Below are 24,465 nucleotides of genomic sequence, written 5' to 3' on the forward strand. Positions count from 1 at the left end.
GGATGGCGGAGCCCGAGCGTACACGGACGTATTTACAGCGTGTTTTGGAAAGACCTACCCGCTTGCTTTAGACACCTCTATCCTGTTCAGTAGTCAGCCTTCACAGGGCACAGTATTTCAGGGCATTGCTGTGGGTCTTCTTCGGATTCCCGCTTTGCATCAATCAGTCCGGAAAATCGCTTTTCATCCAGCCTGTAGGCACATTCCGCAGCCGCATTGGCTTCGGTGTCACAGCCCTGCTTCTTCAATGCATGGGCCAGATTATTCCAACCTGACGCCATATCCGGAAACCGTTCCACCATCTCGCTGTATTGAGCCGAAGCGGTTTGCCAGTCTGATTGCTGATAGGCCACGTTACCAAGACCCAGCCAGGCCGCAGGCTGATCGGGCCATGTCTCCGTTGCCGTGCTGTAGGCGGCGCGAGCGGCTTCGAGTTGCCCGGTGGATTCCAGGTCGCTGGCAGCGGTCAGGTACTTTAAAGGTTTGGCGGTGGCGGGCAGACGGTTCGGCGGCAACATTACGGCTGACCATTTCTCAGCCCGCTGCCAGGTGGTGAGGAATACCCGGAGCGATTGTTCGTGGGCCTTGCGAGTATCGGTGTGGAGGATTACAGCGTTGCGAACCTGATCGAAGCCCATGACGACTGCGAAATGCCATTGTGGCCACCAGCCGAAACCCAGATTTTGCATGACCAGAACCGGATTGCCAGCGGCCACTTCGGTCAGCAGATCGGTAAGGTTCGGGTCCAGGGGGTAAACCAGCAGTTGATGGCTGCGTGCTGCCGCCACCATTTCGACTTTGAGGGTGCCCTGGCGTTCGGGTATATAGACTTTCTCCACCAACGCGTCGGGGTCAGAATTGTGGCCCTGGGTGTTGAGCATGGTGGCGAGTGCAGCGGGGCCGCATTGGTATTTTTCCTGGGGGTAGAAGGGCACATCCGTGAGCAGTTGCCGTTCCTGAAAACTGCCCGATTGAGATGGCGGGGCCTCGGGCCATTGGGGTGTGCTGGCACATCCGGCCAGCACCGCCACGACCAGTAAAAAGCTGACCGTGGCCCATTGCCGAATTAAGACTATCAACGCGCTGTTAGCGAATGCAGTTGATAAACGGATAGATATTGGTAGCACATAGCAAATCGGTCACAATGAAGATAACCAAAAACAGTACGATGACACCGACCACGCCTTCACCCGTAGGGGCCGTTGCTAGCTGTTGCTCAAAATCAGCCAGTTCTGCCGGAGTCAGACTCTGAATGCGGTTTTCGACTTCTGATTCACTCACACCCATGCTGGCCAGAACGTCTTTTACTTCTTCTTTTTCCAGCATGCTCATCAACGAAGCGCGGTCTATATCAGCTCGCTGTTCAGTCAGTACTTCACCTGTTCCGACCATCGCTGCGGAGGCAGGTACAGCCCAGAGGGTGGTCATCATCATGGCAAACGTCATTACGATAGATACCTGACGAAGATAAGATCTAATTGCCTGCATTGAACTGCTCCTGTTTGAGTTGTTATCACATACGTCGATGTTGTCTGAGGGATAGACAGTAACCGCTATGACTTCGACACTCTACTGTTCCGTGTCGTATTGGGAGAATACCTTGGTATTACAAGCTATAAAACTGCTGTTGTGTGTGCCGACTGTAACTCCGAAGATTACTTCGGTAACTCGCACTGCGGAGCAGAGCTGCATTGATATGAACTCGAACACCCTGGGCCTCACACAGACTGGTACAGTGGTGATTGGCAAAGAGATATTTGGTGAGGTGACAAGTGACCGGTGATCTGTTTGCTACACATCAGGATGAACCTTACGCGGAGAGGCTCGGGGACTGCACGGTCTGGCTTCACGGCTTTGCGTATAATTCTGCCAGCGCCCTGGTGAGGGCGATTGAGGAGATTGCGCGAGAAGCCCCGTTTCGCCAAATGATCACACCGGGTGGCTTCCGGATGTCAGCCGCGATGACCAATTGCGGGCGCCTGGGGTGGGTAACCGACCGCACCGGCTATCGCTACACCGAGCATGATCCGCAGACCGCACGGCGCTGGCCTGAAATGCCGGATTGTCTATTGGAGTTGGCGACCAGTGCCGCTCAAGAGGCAGGCTACTCCGGCTTTGCGCCGGATGCCTGTCTGATTAATCGTTATCTGCCTGGTAGCCGGATGTCGCTGCATCAGGACAAGAACGAAGAGGATTATTCCGCCCCTATCGTGTCGGTATCACTTGGGCTGCCAATGGTATTTCAGTTTGGGGGTATGGCTCGCAACGACAAACCGGCGCGTTTGCCCCTGAGTCACGGCGACGTGGTGGTTTGGGGCGGGGCCGACCGGTTGCGATACCACGGAGTGAGCCCCCTGAAATCTGGATATCACGAGCTAACAGGTGACTGCCGTATTAATCTGACTTTCCGAAAAGCGGGGGCCTGACGCCCGGAGAACGTTTGCCGTTTCAATTGGCGTCTGATACCCGTTCCACGATGGGAGTCTCGCTCCATGTCGACCGGTCCATCCACGGGTCACGCAGCCCAATATGTCCGATTCCAGGCAGCTTGATGGCCAGAGCCAGAGGGTCGATTCCAATATTAAGGCCGAGGATGTTTAGTTCAACGCCCTCCCGAACGCTGGCCATCAGTCCGAAATAACCGTTGAGGGAGAACTGATAGCCCGAACCACTGGGAGCTTTGGCAAAGACTCCGTCAGCGAGATAGTCTTTTCCAATGGCGATATTGGGCAGTGCTACGTCCAGTTCCGGAACCTGCCGGATGACCCAGGCTACGAAGGTATTGCTGTTGGGGCCGGGCCAGGCGTTGTATTCGTTAGGATACGGATAGGCCGCGATAACTGATCCGATATTGGTGATGGCGGATTCTGCCTGCTTACCCCGGAGGTCTGCCAGCAGCATTGGTGGGTTGCCATACCAGGCGTTATCTGGCGCGCCGGGGCGGGATCGCACGGCCTGATAACCCCAGCCGGTGACATCGTGTACCACGTAGGTAGAGGCCCCGCGATCTTTGGTTGCAATCCAGGTATGGACCGCAAAATGGCCACGCCAGTTATAGGCTCTTGCACCATAAACCTGAACGACGGCTTCTTCTGTCTGTGCGGGTAAGGGCGCAATACCCGCGCTGGTGCGATCTGTGTCGCGCCAGCTCTGGCCTGGCTGAGAACTGCAAGCTGCGATCAATGCCGGGCCTGCCAGCAGAACCAACAAAAATAACGTGGTTCTGATGAGCCATCGAAGGGGTCTGATCATTCCAGGGGTACCTCGAACTGCATGCGTTGTTCGGTGTTTGAATTTCGACCAGTATACGTCGCATGCAGCTCCCGGTATCAATGGGTAGCATTACCGATAGGTATTACTGTGGTTTCGGGTGAGGTGTCACCAGAACCACGAGAAGGCTAACGACTGCGGAAGCGGCGAGAGCACCGGCAAAGGGTCCCAGGGTTGGAATCCCGCCGGGGAAGCTGGCAACCACAAGCCCTGACATCAGGTTGCCCCCTGCGGCCCAGCCCGGTAATACAGCACCCAAAAGCCCTGCCAGAGCACCAGTAATAGCCGCCTTCGTGGTCATCCTCGACCACAGGCCCATCAGTACCGGAACCACGGCAGTGGCGCAGAGCAGGTCGGCAATGAGGAATAGTCTGAGTACCGAAACGCCCTGGAGTGCGATGATAACCACGGGCACCATCAGTGCCACCGTTACCCAGCGTGCGCCAGTCAGGGACAATCCTTTTTTCTCAGTGACTGCCAGGGAAGCCATGGCGTTTTGCAGGGTATCGACGGAGGAGGCTACCAGCGTGAGCGCCAGCACGAGAGCAGGGATTGTAAGCCACGCGGGGGCATTGTTGAGCAGTGCAAAGAATGGAATCGGTGGCGTTCCAAGGTCGACGCCACTCATGGCAGCAGCAATGCCCAGGCCGCCAACCACGGCAACCACAACAACAGTTATAGCACCGCCTAGCAAGGCACCACGGCCAAGAGCCGCATCGCTCTTCGCCGACCACAGGCGTTGCCAATAGCCCTGGTGAAAGAGGTTGGCGGCGGTAACGGCAATAATCAGCGTGAGCGCAACGCTCAGTGCGCTACCCACAGGGATCGACGGCAATACTGCGGTATCCGCCATCGCCGGTAACTGTCTGAGCGCTACAAAACCGACCACGACAAGCAACAGAATCAGCAATAGCCCCTGCCATCGATCAGTCATCAGGCTGGCCCGAAGGCCACCCCAGGCGGTGTAGATCAGTGTAGTAACCGCAACGCCAATCACGGCAATGCCGCCGTTGATACCGGACAACAGTGAAGTAATGGCTCCTATGGCAGTTAATTCTGCCGTCAGGAAGCAGAGCATGTAGAGCACCGAGATCAGCGAAACCCAGCGCCGAACGACATTGCCGTAACAAGCCTGGGCAAACTCACCGATACTTCGGCCTTCGGGAAGGTAGCGTCTGATCGCGGGACCGCAATAGGCAAACACGATAAAAGGCAGTGCAGCGCCGATGGCGTAGCCAGCCAGGGCGATGGGGCCGACCAGCGCCCCGACTTCGGGTGGCGCGAACAGGATCCAGCCCCCCATTCCGGAGGCCAGAAATGACAGCCCGAGGGCTTTGGCGCCCTGGGAATTTCGGGCGGTGACGTAGTCGTCCAGCCCGCCATCAGCCAGGCGAGCCCGTAATCCGAGCCACGTAAACAACAGCAGGGCTGCAGCCAGCGCCGCAACGGTGGTGTAAAGCATGTCGCGCTTCCTCCGCCGGTATTAACCGGATCAGGTTCCAGGGTTTAGGCACTGCCCCATCAGATTGTTTAAGTGTGGTGGGCAGTGGTGCTGTTTCTCAGCCCGGACCGACATGTTTGCCGGCGAGACTCCCCTGGCGACGATGAGTGTAAGGTGGTTTCTGGTATTCGATTTTCGAGGTTCTATAGTGCCACAATCAGACCGCACTTGTTTATGGCTCTTCCTGTTCCCGGTAGGGAAGCGCCTCCAGGGCGGCTTGGCGGTAGGTTTCGACTTCGCGAGCTTCTTCCCGGGTGAATTGGGCAATGGCGTCTGCAAAGGCAAGGTTGGCGACCCAGTGCCAGGAGTGCGTCAACACAGGCTCAAACCCCCTTACGAGCTTGTGCTCGCCTTGGGCGCCCGCGTCAAAGCAGTGGAGACCCTGCGCTATGGCCAGCTCAATGCCCTGATAGTAACAAGTCTCGAAGTGCAGGTGGTTGTACTCCTCAAGGCACCCCCAGTAACGGCCATAGAGTGTGCTTTCACTGGTCAGAAACAGCGCTCCGGCGATCATATCATTATCTTTGACGGCCATAATGATGTGGAGTTGGCCCGGCTGGTTCTGACGCAATGCCTGAAAGAATTCGAGGTTCAGGTAGGGACGCTGGCCGCGTTTCAGATAGGTGGCCTTATAGAACACATAAAAGGCGGACAATACGTGGTCTGGAAGACTGGCACCGGGGAAGTGCCGGAATTCGATGCGCTGGGCTGTCACGGCGCGCCGCTCCTTGCGTATGGATTTGCGTTTACGGGAGGTGAGCGTCGCCAGAAAGGCTTCGAAATCCTCATAATCATAATTGAACCAATGGAACTGACAGCCCAGCCGATGCATGCGCCCCGGCGCGTCGAGCAGGCGCTGATCCGACTGGTTGGGGAACAGAAGGTGCCAACTGCCAGCGCCGACCTCGGCTGCCAAGGTGTCCAGCGCTTCATTGAGTTCATCCGGGCTGATACGTTCGCGCTCATGTTTATCGATTAGCAGCCGTGCACCAACGGACGGGGTAAATGGCACCGCGATAAGCAGCTTGGGATAGTATTCAAATCCATAGCGTTGATAGGCTTCGGCCCAGGCCCAGTCAAAGACGTATTCGCCCCGTGAATGAGACTTCAGGTAGGCAGGGGCGACACCCACCTGTTTACCACCCCGATAGAAAACCAGGTGAGACGGTGTCCAGCCAGTTGCAGTAACAGTGCAGCCGGTGTCTTCCAGCGCTTTTAAGAAACTGTGACGTAAAAATGGATTCCCGGTACTCTCAATACTCTCGGTACTCTTAATACCTCCGGTACTCTCAATACTCTCGGTACCACTGAAGCCATCCCAGATATGGGCGGGTATCTCAGTTATGGAATTAACAGCCCGGATCGTGAGGGGGGTGGCAACAGATTCTGCCATGATGAGGTAATGCTCCTGAGTGCGTTCAACACTCTATACCATACGCGAGAACCCCGGTGGCGATCACGGGGGTTGCCAGCAAACAGATATCAGAACTGAACAGCAGCTTTGAAAAAGTAGTGGGTTCGGTCGGCGTAGACCTTAATGCTATCACGGAGACTGTCGTAAAGATTTTGTAAAGCGCAAAAGTGACCGGATGGCCGCTGTTTGAGCCCGTGCTAGACTTCGAGCACCTATGTGAGAGATCACCTATGCAGAACCGAATCCTGCTTGTAGAAGATGATGAAGAACTCCGCCAGCTTCTGGCTCGTTATCTGACCGGCCAGGGCTTTACGGTTCGTGAAGCAGCCAATGGCAAGGACGGTCTTTCGCTGGCTGCAGAGAACCATTGCGACATCGTGGTCCTGGACATCATGTTGCCTGATATCAATGGCCTGGAAGTGCTGCGGCAATTGCGAGCGCAGACTCATTTACCGGTTGTTCTTTTAACGGCCCGGGGAGACGAAACCGACCGCATTGTCGGGTTCGAGGTCGGCGCCGATGACTATATCCCGAAACCCTGCAATCCCCGTGAGCTAGTCGCCCGCCTGCAGGCCATTTTGCGTCGAGTGGCCTGGGATCAAGCTACGGATCTGGATGCTTCCCGTATATACGGCGACTTGCGGGTGGAGCCGGTACAGCGCCGGATTTATCAGGATGGGGAGGCGTTGGACCTTACGGCTACCGAGTACGAGGTGCTTCAGGTGCTGCTGGCCCACATCGGCAGTGTTGTTCGCAAGACCGACCTTATGCAGTGGGCCCTGGGCCGCCGTTTGGCGCCTCATGACCGCACGCTCGATATGCACATCAGCAATCTGAGACGCAAGCTCGGCGGCGATGAGCCGCCTCGCATCGAAACTATTCGCGGTCTGGGCTACAGCTATCGGGGTGCGTTGTGAGGCAAAAGCTCTCTTTTCCCATGTTCTGGCGAATTTTTCTGCTGATCTGGCTGGCCATGGCGCTGACCGTCGTTGTGAGCAATATCGCCACCCGGGAACTGATGGACCGGGAGCGTCTGGCTATCGAGCGCCAGGAAGGTCTGCGCGAAATAGCGCTTGAGGCCATTGCCATCCGTGAAGGCACGGGGGAAGACCAGGGGCGTGGAGCGGCCTGGCGTTTTCTCAAGGAGCAGGGCAGAAATCTCGATTTACATCTGATTCTCATCGATTCGTCCGACCAGGAAGGTGAGGCTCGAAGTGACGCCCTGCCCAGTTCAATCAGAGAGCGCATGGGCGGTGGCTGGCATAGGGCGCGTCCCGCGGTGATTGACATTGATAACGGCTATCGACTGGTAGCCTGGCCTCGTCTGGGGAGTGAAGGCTGGCTGGACCCGCGGCTGTTTCAATGGTTAGAGATGGTGCTGGGTTTTGTGATTATTACCCTCGCGTGCTGGTGGGTGGCGCGTCGTATTTCGAAACCTTTGCGACATGTTGAATCAACGGCCCGCGCCATTACGAGCGGCGATCTTTCTCTCCGGGTCAGCCCTGGCATTGTGGGGCGTCGGGATGAAATAGGCGCACTGGCGAAGGCGTTCAACGGCATGACGGAGCAACTGTGCGATCTGCTCGAGCGGCAGAAGCATCTGTTGCGGGACATTTCCCATGATTTACGAACTCCGCTCACCCGGCAGAGAATTGCCATTGAACTGGCCAGCGAGAACGCGGAAGCCGAGCCGGAGCTTATGGCCAGCATTCTGCGCCAGAATGAGCGACTGGAAGCCATGACGGCGCAGATACTGACGCTCTACCGGGTAACTGAAAAGGGCTCCGATTTTGCACGGGAGCCGGTCCGCTTGGTCACGGTACTGAACAGAGTGTTGCAGGATGCGGCTGATTATGCCGAGCACCGGCAAGTGGATTGTGAGCTCAAAGCTGGACCGGAATGTCAGCAGGTGACCGTGCTTGGCGATGAAGGGCTGCTACAGCGTGGATTGGACAATGTGTTGCAGAACGCTCTGGATCACACTGCGCCGGGACAGGTGGTCAGCATTACGCTATCGGCCAGTGCTGGAACACTGAGGTGTGAGATCTCGGATACCGGTCCTGGCGTGCCGCCCGAGGTGTTGCCCAAGTTGTTCGAGCCATTTTACCGAGCCGACGAAGCCCGGAGCGGACAGGGTTGGGGGCTTGGTTTAGCGATTGCCAAAGACATAATGAAAGCCCATGACGGTCATATCTCTGCCACCAATGGCAAGAACAGCGGCCTGATTGTGTCTTTGAGCTGGCCGATATTTACCGGCCCGGCATGAAGTCGTTATCACTACAGGTGAGATTCGAAAAGTGGATTACAGTTTCGACACTGGAATGCGTGTGATGCCTCTTCACAGGTAATCTGTGCGTATACTGTTAAACAATAAACCATTGAATGGGAGTGAGAGCAGCTATGCGTGTATTAGCGGCCACCTTGATGATTATTATGTTGTCCGGTTGCGCCAGCAATGTGGTGACGGATTACAACTCGGCAACCGTATTCGGTAATTACAGCTCTTGGGCCTTCGCCGACAACAAGGACGATTCCGGCTTTGTGTCGCTCGATGGCGCCCGCGTTCAGAGCGCGGTGGAACGTGAGCTTAATCGCGAAAACATGACCAGGATGGCGAACGAGGAAGCAGATCTTCTGGTGTCCTATCGCGTTGAAAAAGTCGATCGCCTCGATACCACCGGGTTGTCTTACGGTCTGGGCCTCGGTCGTGGCGCGTTCGGTTTTGGATTTGCCACGGCACCTCCGGTGCGTGAAATCCAGGAAGGCAAACTGGTGGTTGAACTGGTGGACTCCGAAACCTCCCAGGTCGTATGGCGCGGTGCCAGCAGGCGTTATCTGAATGAGGACCAGAGCCCCGAGTATCGTCGGGAACTGATTGACGAAGTCGTTGCCGACATGTTCGCCAAGTATCCGCCAGAGATTTGAGTTCAGATGCCTGATCTTGGGAGCTGTTACCTGTGAGTTGGGTGACACTTGGGCGGTATTCGATGCCTTTGGAGGCGCATCTCGACCGATCGCGTCTGGAATCTGAAGGTATAGACGCCTTCGTAGCAGATGAGCACACCGTTAACATGCAGTGGATGTTGTCAAACGCCATTGGCGGTGTTCGTTTGCAAGTGCAGGAAGACGATTTATACCGGGCCCGGAGAATCCTGGCAGAGGATCGCTCCGGCCTGATCGACGATTTCCCTGAAAACGGGCCTGCCCACGAGCAGGGCGCCCACCACTCAGGCTTATCTGATTTGGCCTCAAAACGTCGCAAGCGCGGCTTCTTTGCCATGTTGCTGGCATTGTTTATCGGTTCCTGAACACTGCTGCTATAGTGTTGCTCTCACATCATTTCCGGCTATTTACTTCGCATAAAGGGCTCGTAGCCAATCATGCCATCACACTGGCATGGCACATGCTTTGCGCTATGGCTGCGGGCGAAGCTGACAGGATCGCATTATGAAAAACCGCAACCAGGGCGGCCTGGTATTTTCGACAGAGCGGGGCCGGATGTGCCCCGGTTGCAGCCAGCCGATAGATGACTGTACTTGCAAGCAATCTGCCCAGCCAGCGGGGGATGGCGTTGTGCGGATCAGCCGGGAGACCAAGGGGCGCAAAGGAAAGGGTGTCACACTGATTACCGGGGTACCGATGAATCCTGATCAACTCAAGGCGTTCGCCAAGGTGCTCAAAGCCCGTTGCGGTGTCGGTGGCACGGTGAAAGACGGAGTGATCGAGATACAGGGCGACCAGCGGGATACGTTGATGCCGCTGTTGCAGGAGAAAGGTTGGACGGTTCGCCGTTCGGGACACTAGGACGCAAATCGGGAACTTACCCACTACAATGATTGATTGATCATTTTAGAAAAAGTGGAGGACAGGCATGCATATTCTGGTCATGGGCGCGGGTGTTGTGGGTGTTACGACAGCCTGGTATCTGAGACAGGCTGGCCACGACGTGACCGTTGTTGACCGTCAGAACAAAGCCGGGGTAGAAACCAGCTATGCCAACGGTGGCCAGATTTCGGTATCTCATGCGGAGCCTTGGGCAAACCCCTCTGCGCCGCTAAAAGTGCTGAAATGGCTCAGCCAGCCTGATGCGCCGCTGTTGTTCCGGTTTCGTATGGACCCCGCCCAGTGGCGCTGGGGGCTGCGTTTCCTGATGGAGTGTACCCCTGCCCGAACCGCTCATAACATCCGCCAGATGGTCAATCTCGGCACCTATAGTCGCAGCTGTCTGCAGGCGCTGCGTAAGGAAACCGGGGTTGATTATGACCATCTCGAGAGGGGCATCCTGCATTTTTACACCGACGAAGCAGAATTCCAGGGCGCGCTTGAGCCCGCCCGGCAGATGCGAGAGCTTGGTTGTGACCGCCAGGTAATCGATGCGGCCAAGGCGGTTGAGCTGGAACCCGCACTGGCGCCGATCCGCGATCGAATCACCGGTGCGACCTATACTTCGGAAGATGAGTCTGGGGACGCGCGAAAATTTACTCAGGCGCTGGCCGAGAAAGCCGCGGCGGCGGGTGTTGAGTTTCGTTATGGCACCGAGGTGGTGGGGTTTGATAAAACCCGAGATACAATCATAGGCGTTCATACGCTGTGCGAAGGTTTCCACGAAACCCTTCGAGCCGATGGTTATGTTCTCAGTATGGGCAGCTACAGCGCGCCAATGGCGAGAGCTCTGGGACTGACCCTGAACATCTATCCCGCCAAGGGTTATTCCATCACGGTGCCAGTGAAGAATGCGGATGCTGCCTTCAATGTCAGCTTGACCGATGATCAGTACAAATTGGTGTACTCACGCCTCGGCGACAAAATGCGGATAGCCGGTACTGCTGAGATTAACGGCTACAGTCGGGATATCAACATGACCCGCTGTCAGGCGATCGTACGCCGCACCGCTGAAATCATGCCAGAGGCTGGCCATTGGGATCAGGCTTCGTTCTGGACAGGCCTCAGGCCGACAACGCCCTCCAACGTGCCTTACATCGGCAGGAGTCACTTCAGAAACCTGTACCTCAATACTGGGCATGGCACACTGGGGTGGACGCATGCCTGCGGTTCCGGCGCAGCCATTGCGGACATTATTACCGGCCGGAAGCCGGAAGTGGATTTCGCGTTCACCGGTCTTACCCGCTGATTATTTATAGAAAAAAGGCGACTCAAAGCACGAAGGCGGTGAACCAAAACGTCATTTGCAGCCTACTCTGTTAACCTGCTCATTCTCTCGATGCGAACGGAGTTTCTGCATGATTACAGTTCACCACCTTAATAATTCCCGCTCACAACGCGTTCTCTGGTTGTTGGAAGAGTTGGGAGTGCTTTATGAGATCAAGCGTTACGAGCGCGATCCCAAAACCATGCTGGCGCCTGTGAGCCTCAAGAAAGTACATCCGTTAGGCAAATCGCCGGTGATTAGCGATGGCGACCTGACTGTCGCAGAATCCGGTGCCATCATTGAATACCTTGCCCATACTTATGGCAAAGACTCGATGCTGCCAGAGGGTGGCGGTCAGGCGTGGCTCGATTACACCTATTGGCTGCATTACGCCGAAGGGTCGCTGATGCCCCCGCTGGTGATGCGCCTGGTGTTTGAAAAGGTAAAAACCAGCCCCATGCCGTTTTTTATCAAACCGGTGGCGAAAGGGATTGCCGACAAGACCAATCAGATTTTCATTGGCCCAATGATTAAAACCCACATGGATTTTGTGGAATCCCATCTGGCAAAGAATACCTGGTTCCTGGGGGATAACCTCAGCGCGGCGGATATCCAGATGAGCTTTCCGCTGGAAGCCTCAGTGGCCCGGGGTATCGTCGGCAAGAACCGGCCCCATATCACGGCGTATGTCGAGCGTATGCACGCTCGACCTGCCTATCAGAGAGCTCTTGAAAAAGGGGGAGAATACGATTTCGCCTGAGTAGGCGAGCTGGGGGAGCCGGCGTCTACGGCTCCCCGTCCGGTTAGTGGTCTGACTCTTATTTCAGCTGATCCCGAATCAACTTCTTGTTGATCTTGCCAACGCTGGTCTTTGGTATGTCGTCAACAAAATCAATGTGTTCCGGAATCGCCCACTTATTAATTTCTCCACTTTCAACAAACTGTTGCAGATGCTTCTGAATGGTGGCTGCATTCGCATCTTCTCCCGGTTTGAGAACCACCAGTGCGTGCGGGCGTTCCCCCCATTTTTCGTCCGGCAAACCCACCACAGCAGCGCCAGCAATGGCCGGGTGCTGGCTGATCAGGTTTTCAAGATCCAGCGATGACAACCACTCACCGCCGGTTTTGATAACATCCTTGATGCGATCCTTGATGACCAGGGTATGGTTGGCCTCAATGCTGGCCACATCACCGGTATGGAGCCAACCCCCGGACCACAGGTCTTCGCCTTTCTCGGGCTCCTTCAGGTAATTCTGGGTCAGCCAGGGCGCGCGGGTGACGACCTCGCCCTTGGCGTCGCCATCCATGGGCAGGCTCTTGCCGCTGTCGTCGAGAATACGGATATCCACTAATGGCACCGGGATACCGGTTTTGGTGCGTTTATCGGACTGCTGCTCCAGCGGCAGGTCGAGGTCCTCTGGTTGCAGATGAGAGGTAGTCAGCAGCGGACCGGTTTCAGACATGCCGTAACCGGTGTACATATGAATGCCTAGTTTGGCGCCAGCCTTGCAGAGCCCTTCGGTGAGCGCGCTACCGCCGATCAACACGTGCCAGCCGCTGAGATCGGCCGTCTTGATGGATTCGCTCGCCATCAGCATCTGCATAATGGTCGGTACACAGTGGGAGAACGTCACTTTGTGCTGTTTTAACAGGTCTACCAGCATCTCGGGCTCATACTTGCCCGGGTAAACCTGCTTGATGCCCAGCAACGTCGCCACGTAGGGCACGCCCCAGGCATGTACGTGGAACATCGGTGTGATGGGCATGTACACGCTCGAGGACCGCATGAGGGGGCGCTCGTCGTAGGTGGAAAGGGCGCTCGCCATCACCAGTGTGTGCAAGACCAGTTGCCGGTGGCTAAAGAACACCCCTTTGGGGTTACCGGTAGTACCGGTGGTGTAAAAGGTGGTGGCAACACTGTTTTCATCAAAATCAGGAAAGTCAAAGTGGGTGTCGGCCTTGGCGAGCAGGGCCTCGTATTCACCATGACTTTTCAGGCTGGTGGCTTTCGCCTGTTTCTCATCGGTCAGTTGGAGATAGCCTTTTACCGTGGTCAGCTCGTTACTGACCTGCTCCAACAACGGCACGAAGTCATCATGGACCATCACCAGATCATCTTCAGCATGGTTCATCGTGTAAACGATCTGCTCTGGCGATAACCGAACGTTGACTGTGTGCAGTACCGCGCCAATCATCGGGATCGCAAAGAAACATTCCAGATAGCGGGGCGTGTCCCAGTCCAGTACCGCTACGGTATCGCCCGCCTTGATGCCAGCATTGGTCAGCGCGTTGGCAAGACGGTGAATGCGTTCTACTAGGTCGGTGTAAGTGTACTTGCTGCGATTGGCGTAACAGATTTCCTGGTCTGGTGCGTACCGGGGCGCTGACAGAAGCAGTTGCTTGATCAGTAGCGGGTACTGGTAAGCGTTATCAGCTGCGGGAAGAATCTTGGTCTGAGCCATTGTGACAATACCTCTGGTTCTCGTGTGTTGGAGTTGTAGCGAGACAGGGCATTAATCTGACACAGTTGACCTGAAACCGGAACCGTTCATGAGGCAAAATCCGCAGGGGGAAGGTATTTCCCGGCGGATTAGTAGAATGCAGGCCAAACGTGGTTTACTGCGGTTTATTCGACTCTATTCGTAGGTGCAGAGATAAGCAGTATCGATGTCAGATTTAACCTGAAAGCTGGACTGCCCGGCGACCTGAAAGCCTTCACCAGCGCCGTAGACCATCCACTCAGACATGCCTGGCAGCAGAACCGTCAGCGCGCCGCTGATAACCGTCATGGTCTCTTTCTGGCTGGTACCGAATTCGTACTCGCCCGGACTGATCACCCCAACGGTCGCAGGTAAGGTAGAGGATTGAAATGAAATGGATTTTGCTTTTCCATCGAAGTACTCGTTAACCTTCAACATAGAATGTCTCCTGAAATTGGGAAGGCCTACTATACGGCAATTTAATCTTGTGAAAATGACAAATATGACGAAAATTCAGAGCGACTCCCAACCGCAGAATCCGGAACAGCAAAAGTACATAAGTTCACTGCGTCGGCTCGATCGCTATGCCCAGATGCTGGATAGCAAATTCAGGATTCCCTTCACCCGTATCCGGTTCGGCCTTGATCCGGTGATTGGGCTGGTGCCCGGTGTTGGCGACGTGGCAGGCCTCGGCTTGTCGCTTTATCTGATTGGCGAGGCCATTAAAATTGGCGCCGGAACCAGAACCATCGTAAAAATGCTGGGCAATGTGCTGGTTGAATTCGTGATTGGCCTGGTCCCGTTGTTCGGTGATGCCTTTGATCTTATGTGGAAAGCCAATGACCGCAACGCGGCACTTGTAAGAGCCCATATCGAGCAAAAGCTGACGCCTTCGAAACCTCGCAGGCGCTGGCTGTCCTATGGGCTAGTGACGGTGTTCGGGCTGGTTCTGGTGTCGCTGGCGGTGCTGGTGTTCCAGGCGCTGTTTCTGACGTAAGGCGGCTTACTGGTCCCAGGGTCTGCCGCGGGTTCTATCTGTAATCCCAACCTTGATGTGCATGGCCGCCTTGGCAATGATGTTGGCGCTTATCGGCGCGGTCATAAAAAGAAATACCATAATCAGAAATTCAGTCAGGCCCGTGCCTTGGCCTTGACTGAAAAAATACACCACCGAAGCCATCGCAATGCTGCCGACCCCCAGCGTTGTCGCCTTGGTCGGGCCATGTAGCCGGGTAAAGAAATCCGGGAATCGGGCCAGGCCGATAGCGCCTACCAGTGCAAATACACCGCCGGTAACCAGTAATATCGAGACTATCAGTTCTGCAATAAACGTCATGGCCGGACTCTCTCTGTCAGTCGCTGGAGGCTGTTATAAACAGTGTGGTGTGTTTTGCTCATTCAATCACACTTCCGCGTTTGAGGTACTTGGCCAGCGCCACCGTTCCCACGAAGCCCATGACTGCGATCAGCAGGGCTGCTTCCAGATAAAGCCGTGTGCCCAGGGCAATACCGAACAGAATGATTAACGCGATGGCGTTGATGTACAGGGTATCCAGGGCGAGTATCCGGTCCGGAGCGTCTGGACCTTTAACCACCCGATAGATGTTAAGTACAACCGCAAGACTGATCAGGGCTATAGTGAAAGACAGCGCAAAGGCAATCATGAGAATAGCTCCAACAACGGCTTTTCGTAACGTTTGTGAATATCGGCCATGAGTGCTTCGTCATCCGTCACATCCAGCGCATGGATCAAAAGCATTTTGTAATCGTCACTGATATCCGCACTGACTGTGCCCGGTGTGAGGGAAATCGTACTGGCCAGCATGGTGATTCCCAAGGGGTGCTCAAGGGTCAGGGGGTAGCAGATAAATGCAGAGTTTGGCTCGCGCCTGAAGCTCAGAACAAGGCGCGCGACTGTAATGCTGGCCACCACGATATCCACGATGACTTTCAGTACGTACCAAACCAGCTTCCAGGGTTTGTGGATGGCGGGATTGTCAGGCCAGAACCCCTGGGTAAACAGCGGTAGCAGCCAGGCGAGTACCAGCCCGAGTACAACGTTACCCGCCGACGCACCGGCCAGCATCAGCCAGACCAGCAGAAGCGTAAAGCTCAATAGGGGTTGGGGCAAACCGAAACGCAGGTTCATTCTTTACCCTCCGAGAACACAGGCATCTCAAGAATTTCAATATAGCCTGCTGGGTTGTGCAGTTGGGCCGCCGTAGCGTCGGTGTAACGACTGATAGGACCCGCCAGCGCCACAATCACAATGCTGAGCCCGATCAGTGCAGTAGCCGATACCGTCACCGGCAGCGTCAGTTTACTGTCAGATTCAATATGCCCCTCATTATTTCGCCAGAACACAATGCTGCCCGCATGACTGTAGGCGATCAGGGTGAAAAAACCGCCAATCAGTATAACGGACCAAAGCAACGCCATCTCGACGCCGGGTGTGACGGCCTGGAGAATCAGCAGCTTGGCAAAGAAGCCGCTCAGGGGGGGCAACCCGGCATTGGCGGTGGCACCCAGCAGAAAGAGTGTTCCCAGCAGGGCCCGGTTGTGCATTCTGGGGGCCGTCACGATCTTGTCAGTCGCTGAGCCGCGTTGGTCGGAGACCAGATCCACCACCAGGAACAACCCACCAACCACCCACGTGGTGTTGATAAGGTAAAACAGGGCCGCTGAGGTGCCCGCCGAGGTACTCAGACCGATGGCCGCCAACAACGTGCCGACGGAAATGATGACCTGCCAGGCGATCAGTGTTTTAAGCGTTCTTGAGCCAAGCAGGCCCACGACACCGACAGCCAATGTGATTAGTGCGAACGGGAATATCCAGTCCATACCCAGGTTCGCAAGCTCACCGGCTTCATCTCCAAAAACCAGGGTGTATACCCGAAGGATGGCGTAGATGCCAACTTTGGTCATCACTGCGAATAGCGCTGCAACTGGCGCTGTAGCGCTGGCGTAGGCTCTGGGTAACCAGAAGCACAAGGGCAGAATGGCGGCTTTCAGGCCGAATACCACGAGCAGCAACATCCCTCCGGCTTTCACAAGCGGCAGGTCCTCACTGCTTATGTTGGGCACCTGTACCGCCAGATCCGCCATATTCAGGGTGCCGGTTACGCTGTAGATCATGCCAACGCTGATCAGAAAGAGGGCAGAGCCGATGAGATTCAGAACCACGTAGTGCAGTCCGGGCACGGTGCGGGTGCTTCCACCCCCGTGCAGGAGCAGCCCATAGGAGGCGATCAGTAATACTTCGAACGCGACGAAGAGGTTGAACAGATCGCCGGTCAGAAAGGCAATGTTGAGTCCGGTGAGCTGGAACAGAAACAGGGTGTGAAAATGCGGCCCCTGGGTGTCTGTACGGTGAATCGAATAAATATGACAGAACAGCGCAAGAATAGCGGTGACCAACAGCATCAGGGCCGCCAGACGGTCCAGTACAAGTACGATACCGAACGGAGGCTGCCAGTGACCGAAAGCGTACATGCGGTAAGTGCCATCATCGGCAAGCCCCAGCAATACGACGGCGGCCACCACCATCAGGACGGTGGTGGCCAGGGCCAGTGTTCTGCGCAGTTGCATCGGGGCATAAGCCATGAATATCTGCAGTACGCCACCCAGAAGGGGAATGAGAATAGGCGCGGTTAGCCAGTGGTTCATTGGGTCTTCTCCCGGGCGTCCGCCAACTCATTTTGTACGGCCTGATTTTGAGCCCCATCAACATGATCGACGCCGGTATCTGCCCGGCTTCGCAGCGCCAGCACCACCACAAAAGCAGTCATTGCAAAGCCGATAACGATGGCGGTCAGCACCAATGCCTGCGGCAGGGGGTCGGTATAAACCTCTGCGCCGCCAATGATGGGTTGGCCGTCTGTCATAAGGCGTCCGGTCGAGAACAGGAACAGGTTCACGCCGTAAGACAGCAGTGTCAGCCCGACGACGACCGGAAAAGTGCGTGCGCGAAGCAGCAGGTAGACGCCGGTGCTGGTGAGCGTCCCGATTATCAGTGCGAATACGAGTTCCATATCAGGCTCCTCCTGCAGCGGCGTGGCGTTTTGGTGGCTGTTCGTGTTTTAAAGACAGCCTGCCAAGACTCGTGAGGGCCAGTAATGTCGCACCCACAACGGTCAGATACACACCAACATCAAAAATCATTGCGGTTGCCAGCTCGAACTTGCCGATAACCGGCAGAGAGACATAAGTAAAAGAGGACGTCAGGAAGGGGTATCCAAACGCATAGCTGCCTACTCCGGCCAGCGTGGCTGCGGCAACTCCCAGAGCAAGCATAATCTGATAGGGCATCAGTGACATACGCTTCTCAGTCCATTCCATGCCATTGGCAATGTATTGCAATAGGAGTGCAACAGCGGTGACGAGTCCGGCGATAAAGCCACCCCCCGGAAGATTGTGGCCCCGGAGGAAAATATAGACAGATACCATAAGGGCCAGTGGTAGCAATGGCCTGGATATCTGGGCCAGCATGACGGGGTAGGCGGATCGCGTCCAGCTATGACCCTGGCCATCAGTATTTGGTGGCTGGAGCTTTACATTCCGTAGCATGGCGAAAATGCCAAGCGCCGCGATGGCAAGAACCGTGATTTCACCCAGAGTATCGAAACCCCGGAAGTCGACCAGAATAACATTGACCACATTGGTGCCACCGCCCCCGGGCTTGCTGTTTTCCAGGAAAAACTCCGAGATCGAGGTGAACGGACGCGTCAGCATAGCGAGGGTGACGAGGGTCATGCCTACCCCTGCAACCAGCGCGATGACTGCATCACGCCAGCGGATTGCAGGTTTCGTTTCCCAGGGTGTCCAGGACGGCAGGTAATAAAGCGCCAACATCAGCAGCACGATGGTAACAACCTCGACTGATAACTGTGTCAACGCAAGGTCCGGTGCGGAAAAACGGGCAAATGCCAGGGCAACCATCAAGCCAACGACACTCAGCAGTATCAGAGAATAAAGCCGATCCCTGTGCATGATGGCGGCGGCAAGCGCACAACCAATAAGAATCAGGGCACCGAGCGCGGTGGGCAGGTCGACGGGGCTGAGGCCCTTACTGCCAATCGATACGCCCAGATCAAGCACAGGCATAACGGTGACCGTCAGCGCGGTTAGCAACAGCAACAGTGTGTAGCGTTGCAATGAGCCGTTCTCCAGCCTCACTGTTATCCGCTCTGACATATCGCCGGACCATTTTACTGCGGCTTCAAATAGGGCTTTTTCGTCAATCTCCTTGAAGCGTGCATGGAAATCAAAGAAGCGCTGACGCTGGGTATACATGATGAGGCCACCGAAGAAGGCGAAAAAACTCATCATCAATGGCAGGTTGAACCCGTGCAAAATCGCCAGTTCGTAGTCCGGCACAGGTCCGGCCAGGGTCGCTGCGGCGGCAGCATAGAGTAGTGGGCCGACCGAAAAAGCTGGAAACATGCCAACCATAAGGCAAGCGAACACCAGTATCTCAACCGGAATTTTCATGTAACGGGGCGGTTCATGGGGCGGATAAATGGGCAGGTTTACCGGCTTCCCGTTAAAGAATACGTCGTGAATAAAGCGAGCCGAGTAAGCCACCGCAAATATGCCTGCCAGGGTTGCGACCAGCGGTGGCAGGTAAGCCCAGAGGCCCGGAAGATTGAGTTGCAACGATTCGGCAAAAAACATCTCCTTGCTCAGGAAGCCATTAAGCAGAGGCACCCCCGCCATCGACGAGGCTGCCACCATGGCGAGAGTTGCGGTATGGGGCATGTAGCGCCAAAGACCGTTGATCTGGCGCATGTCGCGGGTGCCGGTTTCATGGTCAATGATGCCCGCCGCCATGAACAGAGAAGCCTTGAACGTGGCGTGATTGATAATATGGAATACCGCCGCTACGGCAGCCAGCTCAGTGCCCATGCCAAACAACAAAGTGATCAGACCCAGATGGCTGACGGTTGAATGGGCCAGCAGGCCCTTCAGATCGTGTTTGAACAGTGCGACGTAGGCTCCGATTAGCAATGTGGCCATACCGGTGAAGCTCACCATATAGAACCACTGATCTGTCCCGGCCAATGCCGGATAGAGCCTGGCTAGCAGGAAAACCCCGGCTTTTACCATGGTGGCGGAGTGCAGATACGCTGAAACCGGGGTGGGCGCCTGCATGGCGTGAGGCAGCCAAAAGTGAAATGGAAACTGGGCGGATTTGGTAAATGCACCGAGCAACACCAGTGTCAATGTAATCGGATACAGGGAATGCGCCTTGATCTGGTCACCCGCTGCAAGCACGTCATCCAGCTCGAAACTACCGACAATGTTGCCGATCAGAAGAATGCCAGCCAGCAGAGCAAGGCCACCTCCACCAGTGACCGCCAGTGCCATACGAGCGCCGCGGCGGGCATCCTGTTTGTGGTTCCAGAAACTGATCAGCAGGAACGACGTCAGGCTAGTGAGCTCCCAGAAGATGAGCATTAATATTAGGTTGCTCGAGAGTACAATCCCCAACATCGAACCCATGAAAAGCAGTAGCAGGGAGTAGAACTTGGCAATGTTCTCATGCTTTTTCAGGTAGTAGCGGGCATAAAGAATGATCAGAATACCAATGATCAGAATGAGTAAGGCAAACAGCAGCGACAAGCCGTCAAGCCGGAAACTCAGGGAAAGTCCTATGGAGGGCAGCCATTCATAGGTCTGGACCAGTACATCGCCAGCTGCCAGTGTTTTCCAGTGGGGAAATAATGCGGCCAGAGCAATCACCGCCGGTATGGACGATGCAATTGCTATGGCGGTCCTGCCTGCCTGCGCAAAAAATGGTGCAACAAGGGCGCCAATGAAAGGCAGTAAAACGACCAGCGATAGGGTCATCCCAACCTCTTTTGTCATTTTTTTCTATGGTTTGATTCCAACTCCCCGGTTGGATCGGGGCAGCTTTCGAATGCCTGGCGGAGTCAGCCTTGGCCGGGCGGGTCGGGAAAGTAGGGCAGTCTGCCCCAGCGCAGCCAATGAGGCGGGTTGGAGGCAGCTGGGACAGCCGAATGAGCACGGGGCTGTACTGTCATGAAGGCTCCGTAAAGTTAGTATGAACACAGATCATACGTGCCCGACTTCTCAGGTCAAGCGGCTCTGACGACGGTGCAGGCTGATGGGCGCTAAAAATTGCGGCGATCTTCGAACGCACGGTCAGGGTCGGTGGTGTTAATGGACTGGAGAACTGGACGGCAGGCAAGCTATCCGGCAGGGTGCTTGAATGATCGAGTCATTCTAAGGATATTATGGTACTTCTCGTTATTTTTGCGCTGGTCTCAATTGGGTTCTCGTTTTTATGCTCCATTCTGGAAGCAGCCCTGCTATCGATTACGCCGAGCTACATTGCGTCGATAAAAAGCAGCGATCCGGACCTGTTCACCAGGCTGCGAAGTCTCAAAGACACCATTGATGACCCACTCTCCGCTATTCTGACTCTCAACACAGTGGCTCACACTGCAGGTGCGACCGGAGTTGGGGCTCAGGTTGCCGTATTGTTCGGGGAGGCCTGGTTAGGTGTTGCCTCAGCGATAATGACGCTGGCGATCCTCATTTTTTCTGAAATCATCCCGAAAACGATCGGCGCAAAATACTGGCGCAGACTGGCGCCCAGATTGCCAGCGATTCTCGGTTTTATGATGAAGGCCCTGTTGCCATTTATCTGGTTATCCCAACAGATCACCCGACGCTTGGGTTCTGGTGATGCCGACGTTGATATCCGGGGCGAAATCAGCGCGTTGGCGGAAATTGGCCAGGATCAACTGGCGCTTGACGAAGATGAGAGAAGAATCATCCAGAACGTGCTGCAGTTTCACAGGATCAAGGTCAGTTCTATCATTACCCCGCGCACTGTCTGTAAATTCGTGGCACCGGATACGTCAGTGACGGCGACCATCGACTACGTCCGGCCACTGCCGTTTTCCCGTTATCCAGTGATCGACGAGCACGGCGAAGTAACAGGCTTCGTGCATAAATCTGATCTGATCGGCCTGTCAAAAGACGCCAAGTTGAAAGACAGGATTCGACCTATCAAGCGGGTCCGGGCAAAATCCAATATTGAATATGTGTTCGGAGATATGCTGAGGGACAGGCAGCACTTGGCTGCAGTTTACGACGAAGTTGGCGAGTGGCAGGGAATAGTGACACTGGAAGATATCCTCGAAACACTGCTGGGTACCGAAATCATGGATGAGACGGACAATGTCTCCAACCTCCAGCGTTACGCCCGGCAGCGGTGGAGCTGGCGGCTCAAAAAAATGGGTTCCGGCTAGTCCGGTTGCCCTTCAGGCTTTACCTGAGTGAATTCATGGCGTTCTGAATGGCCTGGGCTTCAGCTTCCAGCACCCGGTAACGCAAATGGTCTGTTTGAAGGGACACCTGGGTTAACTGTTTCTGTTTGAGATCATAAAGCCGGGATAACAGTGCAGCCTGACCTTCTTTTACCGGTGTATTCATGGAGTATCTCCCCAGTCTCTCGCCTGTCGAAATATTTTACGTTCTGGATCAGCCAGCGGCCTTACTCTGGTATAAAGCATAACCTGGGCCAAGTGACAGGCGGAACCGACAAAGAAAGCCACCGAGTCTTAGGGCAATGCCGCCGCCAACACCTGCGATAGGTCCGTCCACTGTGATCAGCCTCTCAGGGTGACACAGGAGGTCAGGATAGCGCTGACGGAACTCGTCACTGTAGCCCCAATGCGTCGTAGCTTCCCGCCGCGCCTTCAGTGTGACAATCTGTCGACAAATTATAAGGAGAGTCTCCATGTCCGATGTTTTGATTGACCGCCGGGATCTCGCGTTCCAGCTATACGAAGTTCTCGACACTCACACCCTGACTGAGCGTGAGCGCTTCAACGAGCACAGCCGGGACACTTTTGATGCGGTCATCGAAACTGCTGACAGGATCGCCCGGGACAAGTTTGCCAATCACAACAGTGCAGCAGACAAGGATGAGCCGAAATTCGTCAATGGTCAGGTCGAGATGCTGCCGGAGGTCAAACAGGGTTTTGACGCCTACGCCGAGGCGGGTTTTATTGCGGGTCGTTATGATTACGACCTGGGAGGTATGCAGTTGCCGGAATCGGTGATGGCAGCCTGTAACGGGTTTTTCACAGCAGCCAACCCTGGTACTGCGGGCTATCCGTTTCTGACCACCGCTGCGGCCAACCTGATTCGTGTATTCGGCAATGACGAGCAGCGGAACAGATACCTGCCCCCGATGCTGGCCGGGCACTTCTCGGGGACTATGGCGCTGACCGAGCCGCACGCTGGCTCATCGTTGGCAGACATTCGCACGTCCGCGTCACCGACAGAGCAGGGCCACTATCTGATCAAGGGAGCGAAGATCTATATCTCCGGTGGCGAGCAATCCATTACGGATAATATCGTCAATATGGTGTTGGCAAAGATCAGAGGCGCGCCTGCGGGTGTCAAGGGCATCTCCCTGTTTATCGTGCCGAAATTCCGGGTTAACGAGCGCGGTGAGCTGGGGGAGCGCAATGGCGTCTCCCTGGCAGGCTTGATCCATAAGCTGGGCTATCGGGGCACCACCTCAACCGCCCTGAGTTTTGGCGATGATGCGCCGTGTCATGGTTATCTGGTCGGGGAGCCACACCAGGGGCTCAAATACATGTTCCAGATGATGAACGAGGCCCGGGTAGGTGTCGGTTTTGGCGCCGCGGTCATTGGTTATCGGGGCTATATGCACAGTCTCGAATACGCCAGGGACAGGTTACAGGGCCGCAAGGCCTCGGAGAAGAATCCGGAGTCCCCTCAGGTACCGATTATTCAGCACGCGGATGTGCGGCGGATGCTATTGGCACAGAAAGCCTACTGCGAAGGCGGCCTTGCCCTGTGCCTTTATGGCGCTCGCCTGATGGATGACCAGCACACCCATCCTGACCCCCAAAAAAGCGAGGAAGCTGGCAAACTGCTGGACCTCCTCACGCCTGTAATTAAAGCCTGGCCCTCGGAGTTTGGCCCCAAAGCAAATGATCTGGCGATTCAGGTCTATGGCGGCGCCGGCTATACGCGAGAATATCCGGTGGAACAGTGCTGGCGGGATAATCGTCTTAATCCTATTCACGAAGGCACCAATGGTATCCAGGCACTGGATCTGTTGGGCCGGAAGATCTGGCAGGACCAGAGTCATGGCTTGCAACTGTTAATGAAGGCCATGCAAGTGGACCTGGAAGCCGCCACCACGCCCCGTTGCCAGCAGTGGGCTCTGTCGCTCAGCGAAACCTTGCAGCAGGCCGTTCAGGTTACCCAGATGCTTGGTAAGACTCTGATGAGTGAAGGCCCCGACGGCGTTCTGGCCAATGCCTCCTGTTATCTCCATCTGTTTGGCCACATTTCGATAGCCTGGATGTGGTTGCGTCAGGCCAATGTGGCAGCCAAGTCTCTTGAAGCAGCTAATACCGACGCAGAACGCAATTTCTATCAGGGTAAATTGCAAGCAGCCCAGTACTTCTTTCATTGGGAATTGCCGACGGTGGCGCAGGATATCGTACTGCTGCGCAATCAGGATGACAGCTGCCTCAATATGAAGCCTGAGTGGTTCTGAAGGGTTAATCAGAGGCTCCCTGATTGCAGGCCAGTCTACGCGCTGGCGAAACCTCGGGCCCTGAGCCAGACTGATAGA

General features: G+C 55.5%; 25 protein-coding genes and 1 riboswitch. Of the genes, 11 read left to right on the forward strand and 14 right to left on the reverse strand.

What is annotated here, in order from left to right:
• Window positions 1-86: 86 nt before the first annotated feature.
• Both WEB64_RS01725 and WEB64_RS01730 read right to left on the reverse strand, forming a co-directional pair.
• Window positions 87-1,079, reverse strand: coding sequence for a PA2778 family cysteine peptidase (locus WEB64_RS01725; protein WP_368062104.1), 993 nt, complete (start codon window positions 1,077-1,079; stop codon window positions 87-89).
• 7 nt (window positions 1,080-1,086) lie between these two features.
• Window positions 1,087-1,446: a PA2779 family protein gene (locus WEB64_RS01730; RefSeq protein WP_368062265.1), complete on the reverse strand. Its 360-nt coding sequence runs from the start codon at window positions 1,444-1,446 to the stop codon at window positions 1,087-1,089.
• 326 nt (window positions 1,447-1,772) lie between these two features.
• Here WEB64_RS01730 and alkB point away from each other — a divergent pair, with 326 nt between their 5' ends.
• A complete protein-coding gene (gene alkB / locus WEB64_RS01735; protein ID WP_368062103.1) occupies window positions 1,773-2,426 on the forward strand; it encodes a DNA oxidative demethylase AlkB in 654 nt (217 codons plus the stop codon).
• 22 nt (window positions 2,427-2,448) lie between these two features.
• Here alkB and WEB64_RS01740 read toward each other — a convergent pair whose 3' ends face one another.
• The 3 genes from WEB64_RS01740 to WEB64_RS01750 all read right to left on the reverse strand — a co-directional run bounded on the left by WEB64_RS01740 (window position 2,449) and on the right by WEB64_RS01750 (window position 6,164).
• Window positions 2,449-3,252, reverse strand: coding sequence for a DUF3750 domain-containing protein (locus WEB64_RS01740; protein ID WP_368062102.1), 804 nt, complete (start codon window positions 3,250-3,252; stop codon window positions 2,449-2,451).
• 103 nt (window positions 3,253-3,355) lie between these two features.
• Complete coding sequence (locus tag WEB64_RS01745) at window positions 3,356-4,732, reverse strand: sodium:solute symporter (RefSeq protein ID WP_368062101.1); 1,377 nt, start codon at window positions 4,730-4,732, stop codon at window positions 3,356-3,358.
• A riboswitch (TPP riboswitch) is annotated at window positions 4,722-4,877 on the reverse strand. (Overlaps the previous gene by 11 nt.)
• Window positions 4,878-4,943: 66 nt before the next feature.
• Window positions 4,944-6,164, reverse strand: a complete 1,221-nt coding sequence (locus WEB64_RS01750; protein WP_368062100.1) for a GNAT family N-acetyltransferase — start codon at window positions 6,162-6,164, stop codon at window positions 4,944-4,946.
• Window positions 6,165-6,415: 251 nt separating this feature from the next.
• On the opposite strand from WEB64_RS01750, the gene WEB64_RS01755 reads away from it, so the two are divergent.
• The 7 genes from WEB64_RS01755 (at window position 6,416) to WEB64_RS01785 (ending at window position 12,094) form a co-directional block, all read left to right on the forward strand.
• Entirely contained in the window at window positions 6,416-7,102 is a 687-nt protein-coding gene (locus WEB64_RS01755) for a response regulator transcription factor (protein ID WP_368062098.1), read from the forward strand.
• Entirely contained in the window at window positions 7,099-8,451 is a 1,353-nt protein-coding gene (locus WEB64_RS01760; RefSeq protein WP_368065509.1) for a sensor histidine kinase, read from the forward strand. The genes WEB64_RS01755 and WEB64_RS01760 overlap by 4 nt, the downstream gene beginning before the upstream one ends.
• Before the next feature lie 134 nt (window positions 8,452-8,585).
• Window positions 8,586-9,110, forward strand: coding sequence for a DUF4136 domain-containing protein (locus tag WEB64_RS01765; RefSeq protein ID WP_368062096.1), 525 nt, complete (start codon window positions 8,586-8,588; stop codon window positions 9,108-9,110).
• Between the two features lie 32 nt (window positions 9,111-9,142).
• Window positions 9,143-9,493: a DUF2007 domain-containing protein gene (locus tag WEB64_RS01770; RefSeq protein ID WP_368062095.1), complete on the forward strand. Its 351-nt coding sequence runs from the start codon at window positions 9,143-9,145 to the stop codon at window positions 9,491-9,493.
• Window positions 9,494-9,632: 139 nt separating this feature from the next.
• Window positions 9,633-9,989 carry a translation initiation factor Sui1 gene (locus WEB64_RS01775; protein ID WP_368062094.1) on the forward strand — a complete coding sequence of 119 codons (357 nt, stop codon included), beginning with the start codon at window positions 9,633-9,635 and terminating at the stop codon, window positions 9,987-9,989.
• Window positions 9,990-10,056: 67 nt separating this feature from the next.
• A complete protein-coding gene (locus WEB64_RS01780) occupies window positions 10,057-11,316 on the forward strand; it encodes a D-amino acid dehydrogenase (protein ID WP_368062093.1) in 1,260 nt (419 codons plus the stop codon).
• Window positions 11,317-11,425: 109 nt separating this feature from the next.
• On the forward strand, window positions 11,426-12,094 hold the full coding sequence (locus tag WEB64_RS01785; protein WP_368062092.1) for a glutathione S-transferase: 669 nt from the start codon (window positions 11,426-11,428) through the stop codon (window positions 12,092-12,094).
• 58 nt (window positions 12,095-12,152) lie between these two features.
• Here the strand turns inward: WEB64_RS01785 and WEB64_RS01790 are convergent, their stop codons facing one another.
• Both WEB64_RS01790 and WEB64_RS01795 read right to left on the reverse strand, forming a co-directional pair.
• Window positions 12,153-13,796 (reverse strand): fatty acid--CoA ligase, encoded by a 1,644-nt coding sequence (locus tag WEB64_RS01790; protein WP_368062091.1) that lies wholly within the window; start codon window positions 13,794-13,796, stop codon window positions 12,153-12,155.
• A 174-nt stretch (window positions 13,797-13,970) separates the two neighbouring features.
• Window positions 13,971-14,252 carry a pyrimidine/purine nucleoside phosphorylase gene (locus WEB64_RS01795; protein WP_368062090.1) on the reverse strand — a complete coding sequence of 94 codons (282 nt, stop codon included), beginning with the start codon at window positions 14,250-14,252 and terminating at the stop codon, window positions 13,971-13,973.
• A 64-nt stretch (window positions 14,253-14,316) separates the two neighbouring features.
• Between WEB64_RS01795 and WEB64_RS01800 the strand changes: the two genes are divergently transcribed.
• A complete protein-coding gene (locus tag WEB64_RS01800; protein ID WP_368062089.1) occupies window positions 14,317-14,811 on the forward strand; it encodes a DUF4112 domain-containing protein in 495 nt (164 codons plus the stop codon).
• 6 nt (window positions 14,812-14,817) lie between these two features.
• Here WEB64_RS01800 and WEB64_RS01805 read toward each other — a convergent pair whose 3' ends face one another.
• From WEB64_RS01805 to WEB64_RS01830, 6 genes are read right to left on the reverse strand one after another with little or no spacing between them, the layout of a single operon-like run.
• Window positions 14,818-15,150 (reverse strand): Na+/H+ antiporter subunit G, encoded by a 333-nt coding sequence (locus tag WEB64_RS01805; RefSeq protein WP_368062088.1) that lies wholly within the window; start codon window positions 15,148-15,150, stop codon window positions 14,818-14,820.
• Between the two features lie 58 nt (window positions 15,151-15,208).
• Window positions 15,209-15,478 carry a K+/H+ antiporter subunit F gene (locus tag WEB64_RS01810; protein ID WP_368062087.1) on the reverse strand — a complete coding sequence of 90 codons (270 nt, stop codon included), beginning with the start codon at window positions 15,476-15,478 and terminating at the stop codon, window positions 15,209-15,211.
• A complete protein-coding gene (locus WEB64_RS01815) occupies window positions 15,475-15,963 on the reverse strand; it encodes a Na+/H+ antiporter subunit E (RefSeq protein WP_368062086.1) in 489 nt (162 codons plus the stop codon). Before WEB64_RS01815 ends, WEB64_RS01810 begins: the two co-directional genes overlap by 4 nt.
• On the reverse strand, window positions 15,960-17,480 hold the full coding sequence (locus WEB64_RS01820) for a monovalent cation/H+ antiporter subunit D (RefSeq protein ID WP_368062085.1): 1,521 nt from the start codon (window positions 17,478-17,480) through the stop codon (window positions 15,960-15,962). The genes WEB64_RS01815 and WEB64_RS01820 overlap by 4 nt, the downstream gene beginning before the upstream one ends.
• Window positions 17,477-17,845 (reverse strand): Na+/H+ antiporter subunit C, encoded by a 369-nt coding sequence (locus WEB64_RS01825; RefSeq protein ID WP_368062084.1) that lies wholly within the window; start codon window positions 17,843-17,845, stop codon window positions 17,477-17,479. Before WEB64_RS01825 ends, WEB64_RS01820 begins: the two co-directional genes overlap by 4 nt.
• 1 nt (window position 17,846) lies before the next feature.
• Window positions 17,847-20,663 (reverse strand): monovalent cation/H+ antiporter subunit A, encoded by a 2,817-nt coding sequence (locus WEB64_RS01830; protein ID WP_368062083.1) that lies wholly within the window; start codon window positions 20,661-20,663, stop codon window positions 17,847-17,849.
• 407 nt (window positions 20,664-21,070) lie between these two features.
• Here WEB64_RS01830 and WEB64_RS01835 point away from each other — a divergent pair, with 407 nt between their 5' ends.
• Window positions 21,071-22,093: a CNNM domain-containing protein gene (locus WEB64_RS01835; RefSeq protein ID WP_368062082.1), complete on the forward strand. Its 1,023-nt coding sequence runs from the start codon at window positions 21,071-21,073 to the stop codon at window positions 22,091-22,093.
• A gap of 19 nt (window positions 22,094-22,112) precedes the next feature.
• Here WEB64_RS01835 and WEB64_RS01840 read toward each other — a convergent pair whose 3' ends face one another.
• Window positions 22,113-22,277 carry a hypothetical protein gene (locus tag WEB64_RS01840; RefSeq protein WP_368062080.1) on the reverse strand — a complete coding sequence of 55 codons (165 nt, stop codon included), beginning with the start codon at window positions 22,275-22,277 and terminating at the stop codon, window positions 22,113-22,115.
• 307 nt (window positions 22,278-22,584) lie between these two features.
• Here WEB64_RS01840 and WEB64_RS01845 point away from each other — a divergent pair, with 307 nt between their 5' ends.
• A complete protein-coding gene (locus tag WEB64_RS01845) occupies window positions 22,585-24,387 on the forward strand; it encodes an acyl-CoA dehydrogenase (protein WP_368062079.1) in 1,803 nt (600 codons plus the stop codon).
• The last annotated feature ends 78 nt before the right edge of the window (window positions 24,388-24,465 follow it).

Source organism: Marinobacter sp. (assembly GCF_040882185.1).
Taxonomy (GTDB): Bacteria; Pseudomonadota; Gammaproteobacteria; order Pseudomonadales; family Oleiphilaceae; genus Marinobacter.

What these genes read in the sequence shown, in the direction of transcription:
- WEB64_RS01825 (WP_368062084.1), bottom strand. Translation starts at nt 17,845, where the DNA reads ATGGAACTCGTATTCGCACTGATAATCGGGACGCTCACCAGCACCGGC.
- WEB64_RS01830 (WP_368062083.1), bottom strand. Translation starts at nt 20,663, where the DNA reads ATGACCCTATCGCTGGTCGTTTTACTGCCTTTCATTGGCGCCCTTGTT.
- WEB64_RS01790 (WP_368062091.1), bottom strand. Translation starts at nt 13,796, where the DNA reads ATGGCTCAGACCAAGATTCTTCCCGCAGCTGATAACGCTTACCAGTAC.
- WEB64_RS01820 (WP_368062085.1), bottom strand. Translation starts at nt 17,480, where the DNA reads ATGAACCACTGGCTAACCGCGCCTATTCTCATTCCCCTTCTGGGTGGC.
- WEB64_RS01740 (WP_368062102.1), bottom strand. Translation starts at nt 3,252, where the DNA reads ATGATCAGACCCCTTCGATGGCTCATCAGAACCACGTTATTTTTGTTG.
- WEB64_RS01730 (WP_368062265.1), bottom strand. Translation starts at nt 1,446, where the DNA reads ATGACGTTTGCCATGATGATGACCACCCTCTGGGCTGTACCTGCCTCC.
- WEB64_RS01745 (WP_368062101.1), bottom strand. Translation starts at nt 4,732, where the DNA reads ATGCTTTACACCACCGTTGCGGCGCTGGCTGCAGCCCTGCTGTTGTTT.
- WEB64_RS01800 (WP_368062089.1), top strand. Translation starts at nt 14,317, where the DNA reads ATGACGAAAATTCAGAGCGACTCCCAACCGCAGAATCCGGAACAGCAA.
- WEB64_RS01755 (WP_368062098.1), top strand. Translation starts at nt 6,416, where the DNA reads ATGCAGAACCGAATCCTGCTTGTAGAAGATGATGAAGAACTCCGCCAG.
- WEB64_RS01775 (WP_368062094.1), top strand. Translation starts at nt 9,633, where the DNA reads ATGAAAAACCGCAACCAGGGCGGCCTGGTATTTTCGACAGAGCGGGGC.
- WEB64_RS01765 (WP_368062096.1), top strand. Translation starts at nt 8,586, where the DNA reads ATGCGTGTATTAGCGGCCACCTTGATGATTATTATGTTGTCCGGTTGC.
- WEB64_RS01795 (WP_368062090.1), bottom strand. Translation starts at nt 14,252, where the DNA reads ATGTTGAAGGTTAACGAGTACTTCGATGGAAAAGCAAAATCCATTTCA.
- WEB64_RS01815 (WP_368062086.1), bottom strand. Translation starts at nt 15,963, where the DNA reads ATGAACCTGCGTTTCGGTTTGCCCCAACCCCTATTGAGCTTTACGCTT.
- WEB64_RS01835 (WP_368062082.1), top strand. Translation starts at nt 21,071, where the DNA reads ATGGTACTTCTCGTTATTTTTGCGCTGGTCTCAATTGGGTTCTCGTTT.
- WEB64_RS01810 (WP_368062087.1), bottom strand. Translation starts at nt 15,478, where the DNA reads ATGATTGCCTTTGCGCTGTCTTTCACTATAGCCCTGATCAGTCTTGCG.
- WEB64_RS01750 (WP_368062100.1), bottom strand. Translation starts at nt 6,164, where the DNA reads ATGGCAGAATCTGTTGCCACCCCCCTCACGATCCGGGCTGTTAATTCC.
- WEB64_RS01845 (WP_368062079.1), top strand. Translation starts at nt 22,585, where the DNA reads ATGTCCGATGTTTTGATTGACCGCCGGGATCTCGCGTTCCAGCTATAC.
- WEB64_RS01805 (WP_368062088.1), bottom strand. Translation starts at nt 15,150, where the DNA reads ATGACGTTTATTGCAGAACTGATAGTCTCGATATTACTGGTTACCGGC.
- WEB64_RS01840 (WP_368062080.1), bottom strand. Translation starts at nt 22,277, where the DNA reads ATGAATACACCGGTAAAAGAAGGTCAGGCTGCACTGTTATCCCGGCTT.
- WEB64_RS01785 (WP_368062092.1), top strand. Translation starts at nt 11,426, where the DNA reads ATGATTACAGTTCACCACCTTAATAATTCCCGCTCACAACGCGTTCTC.
- WEB64_RS01780 (WP_368062093.1), top strand. Translation starts at nt 10,057, where the DNA reads ATGCATATTCTGGTCATGGGCGCGGGTGTTGTGGGTGTTACGACAGCC.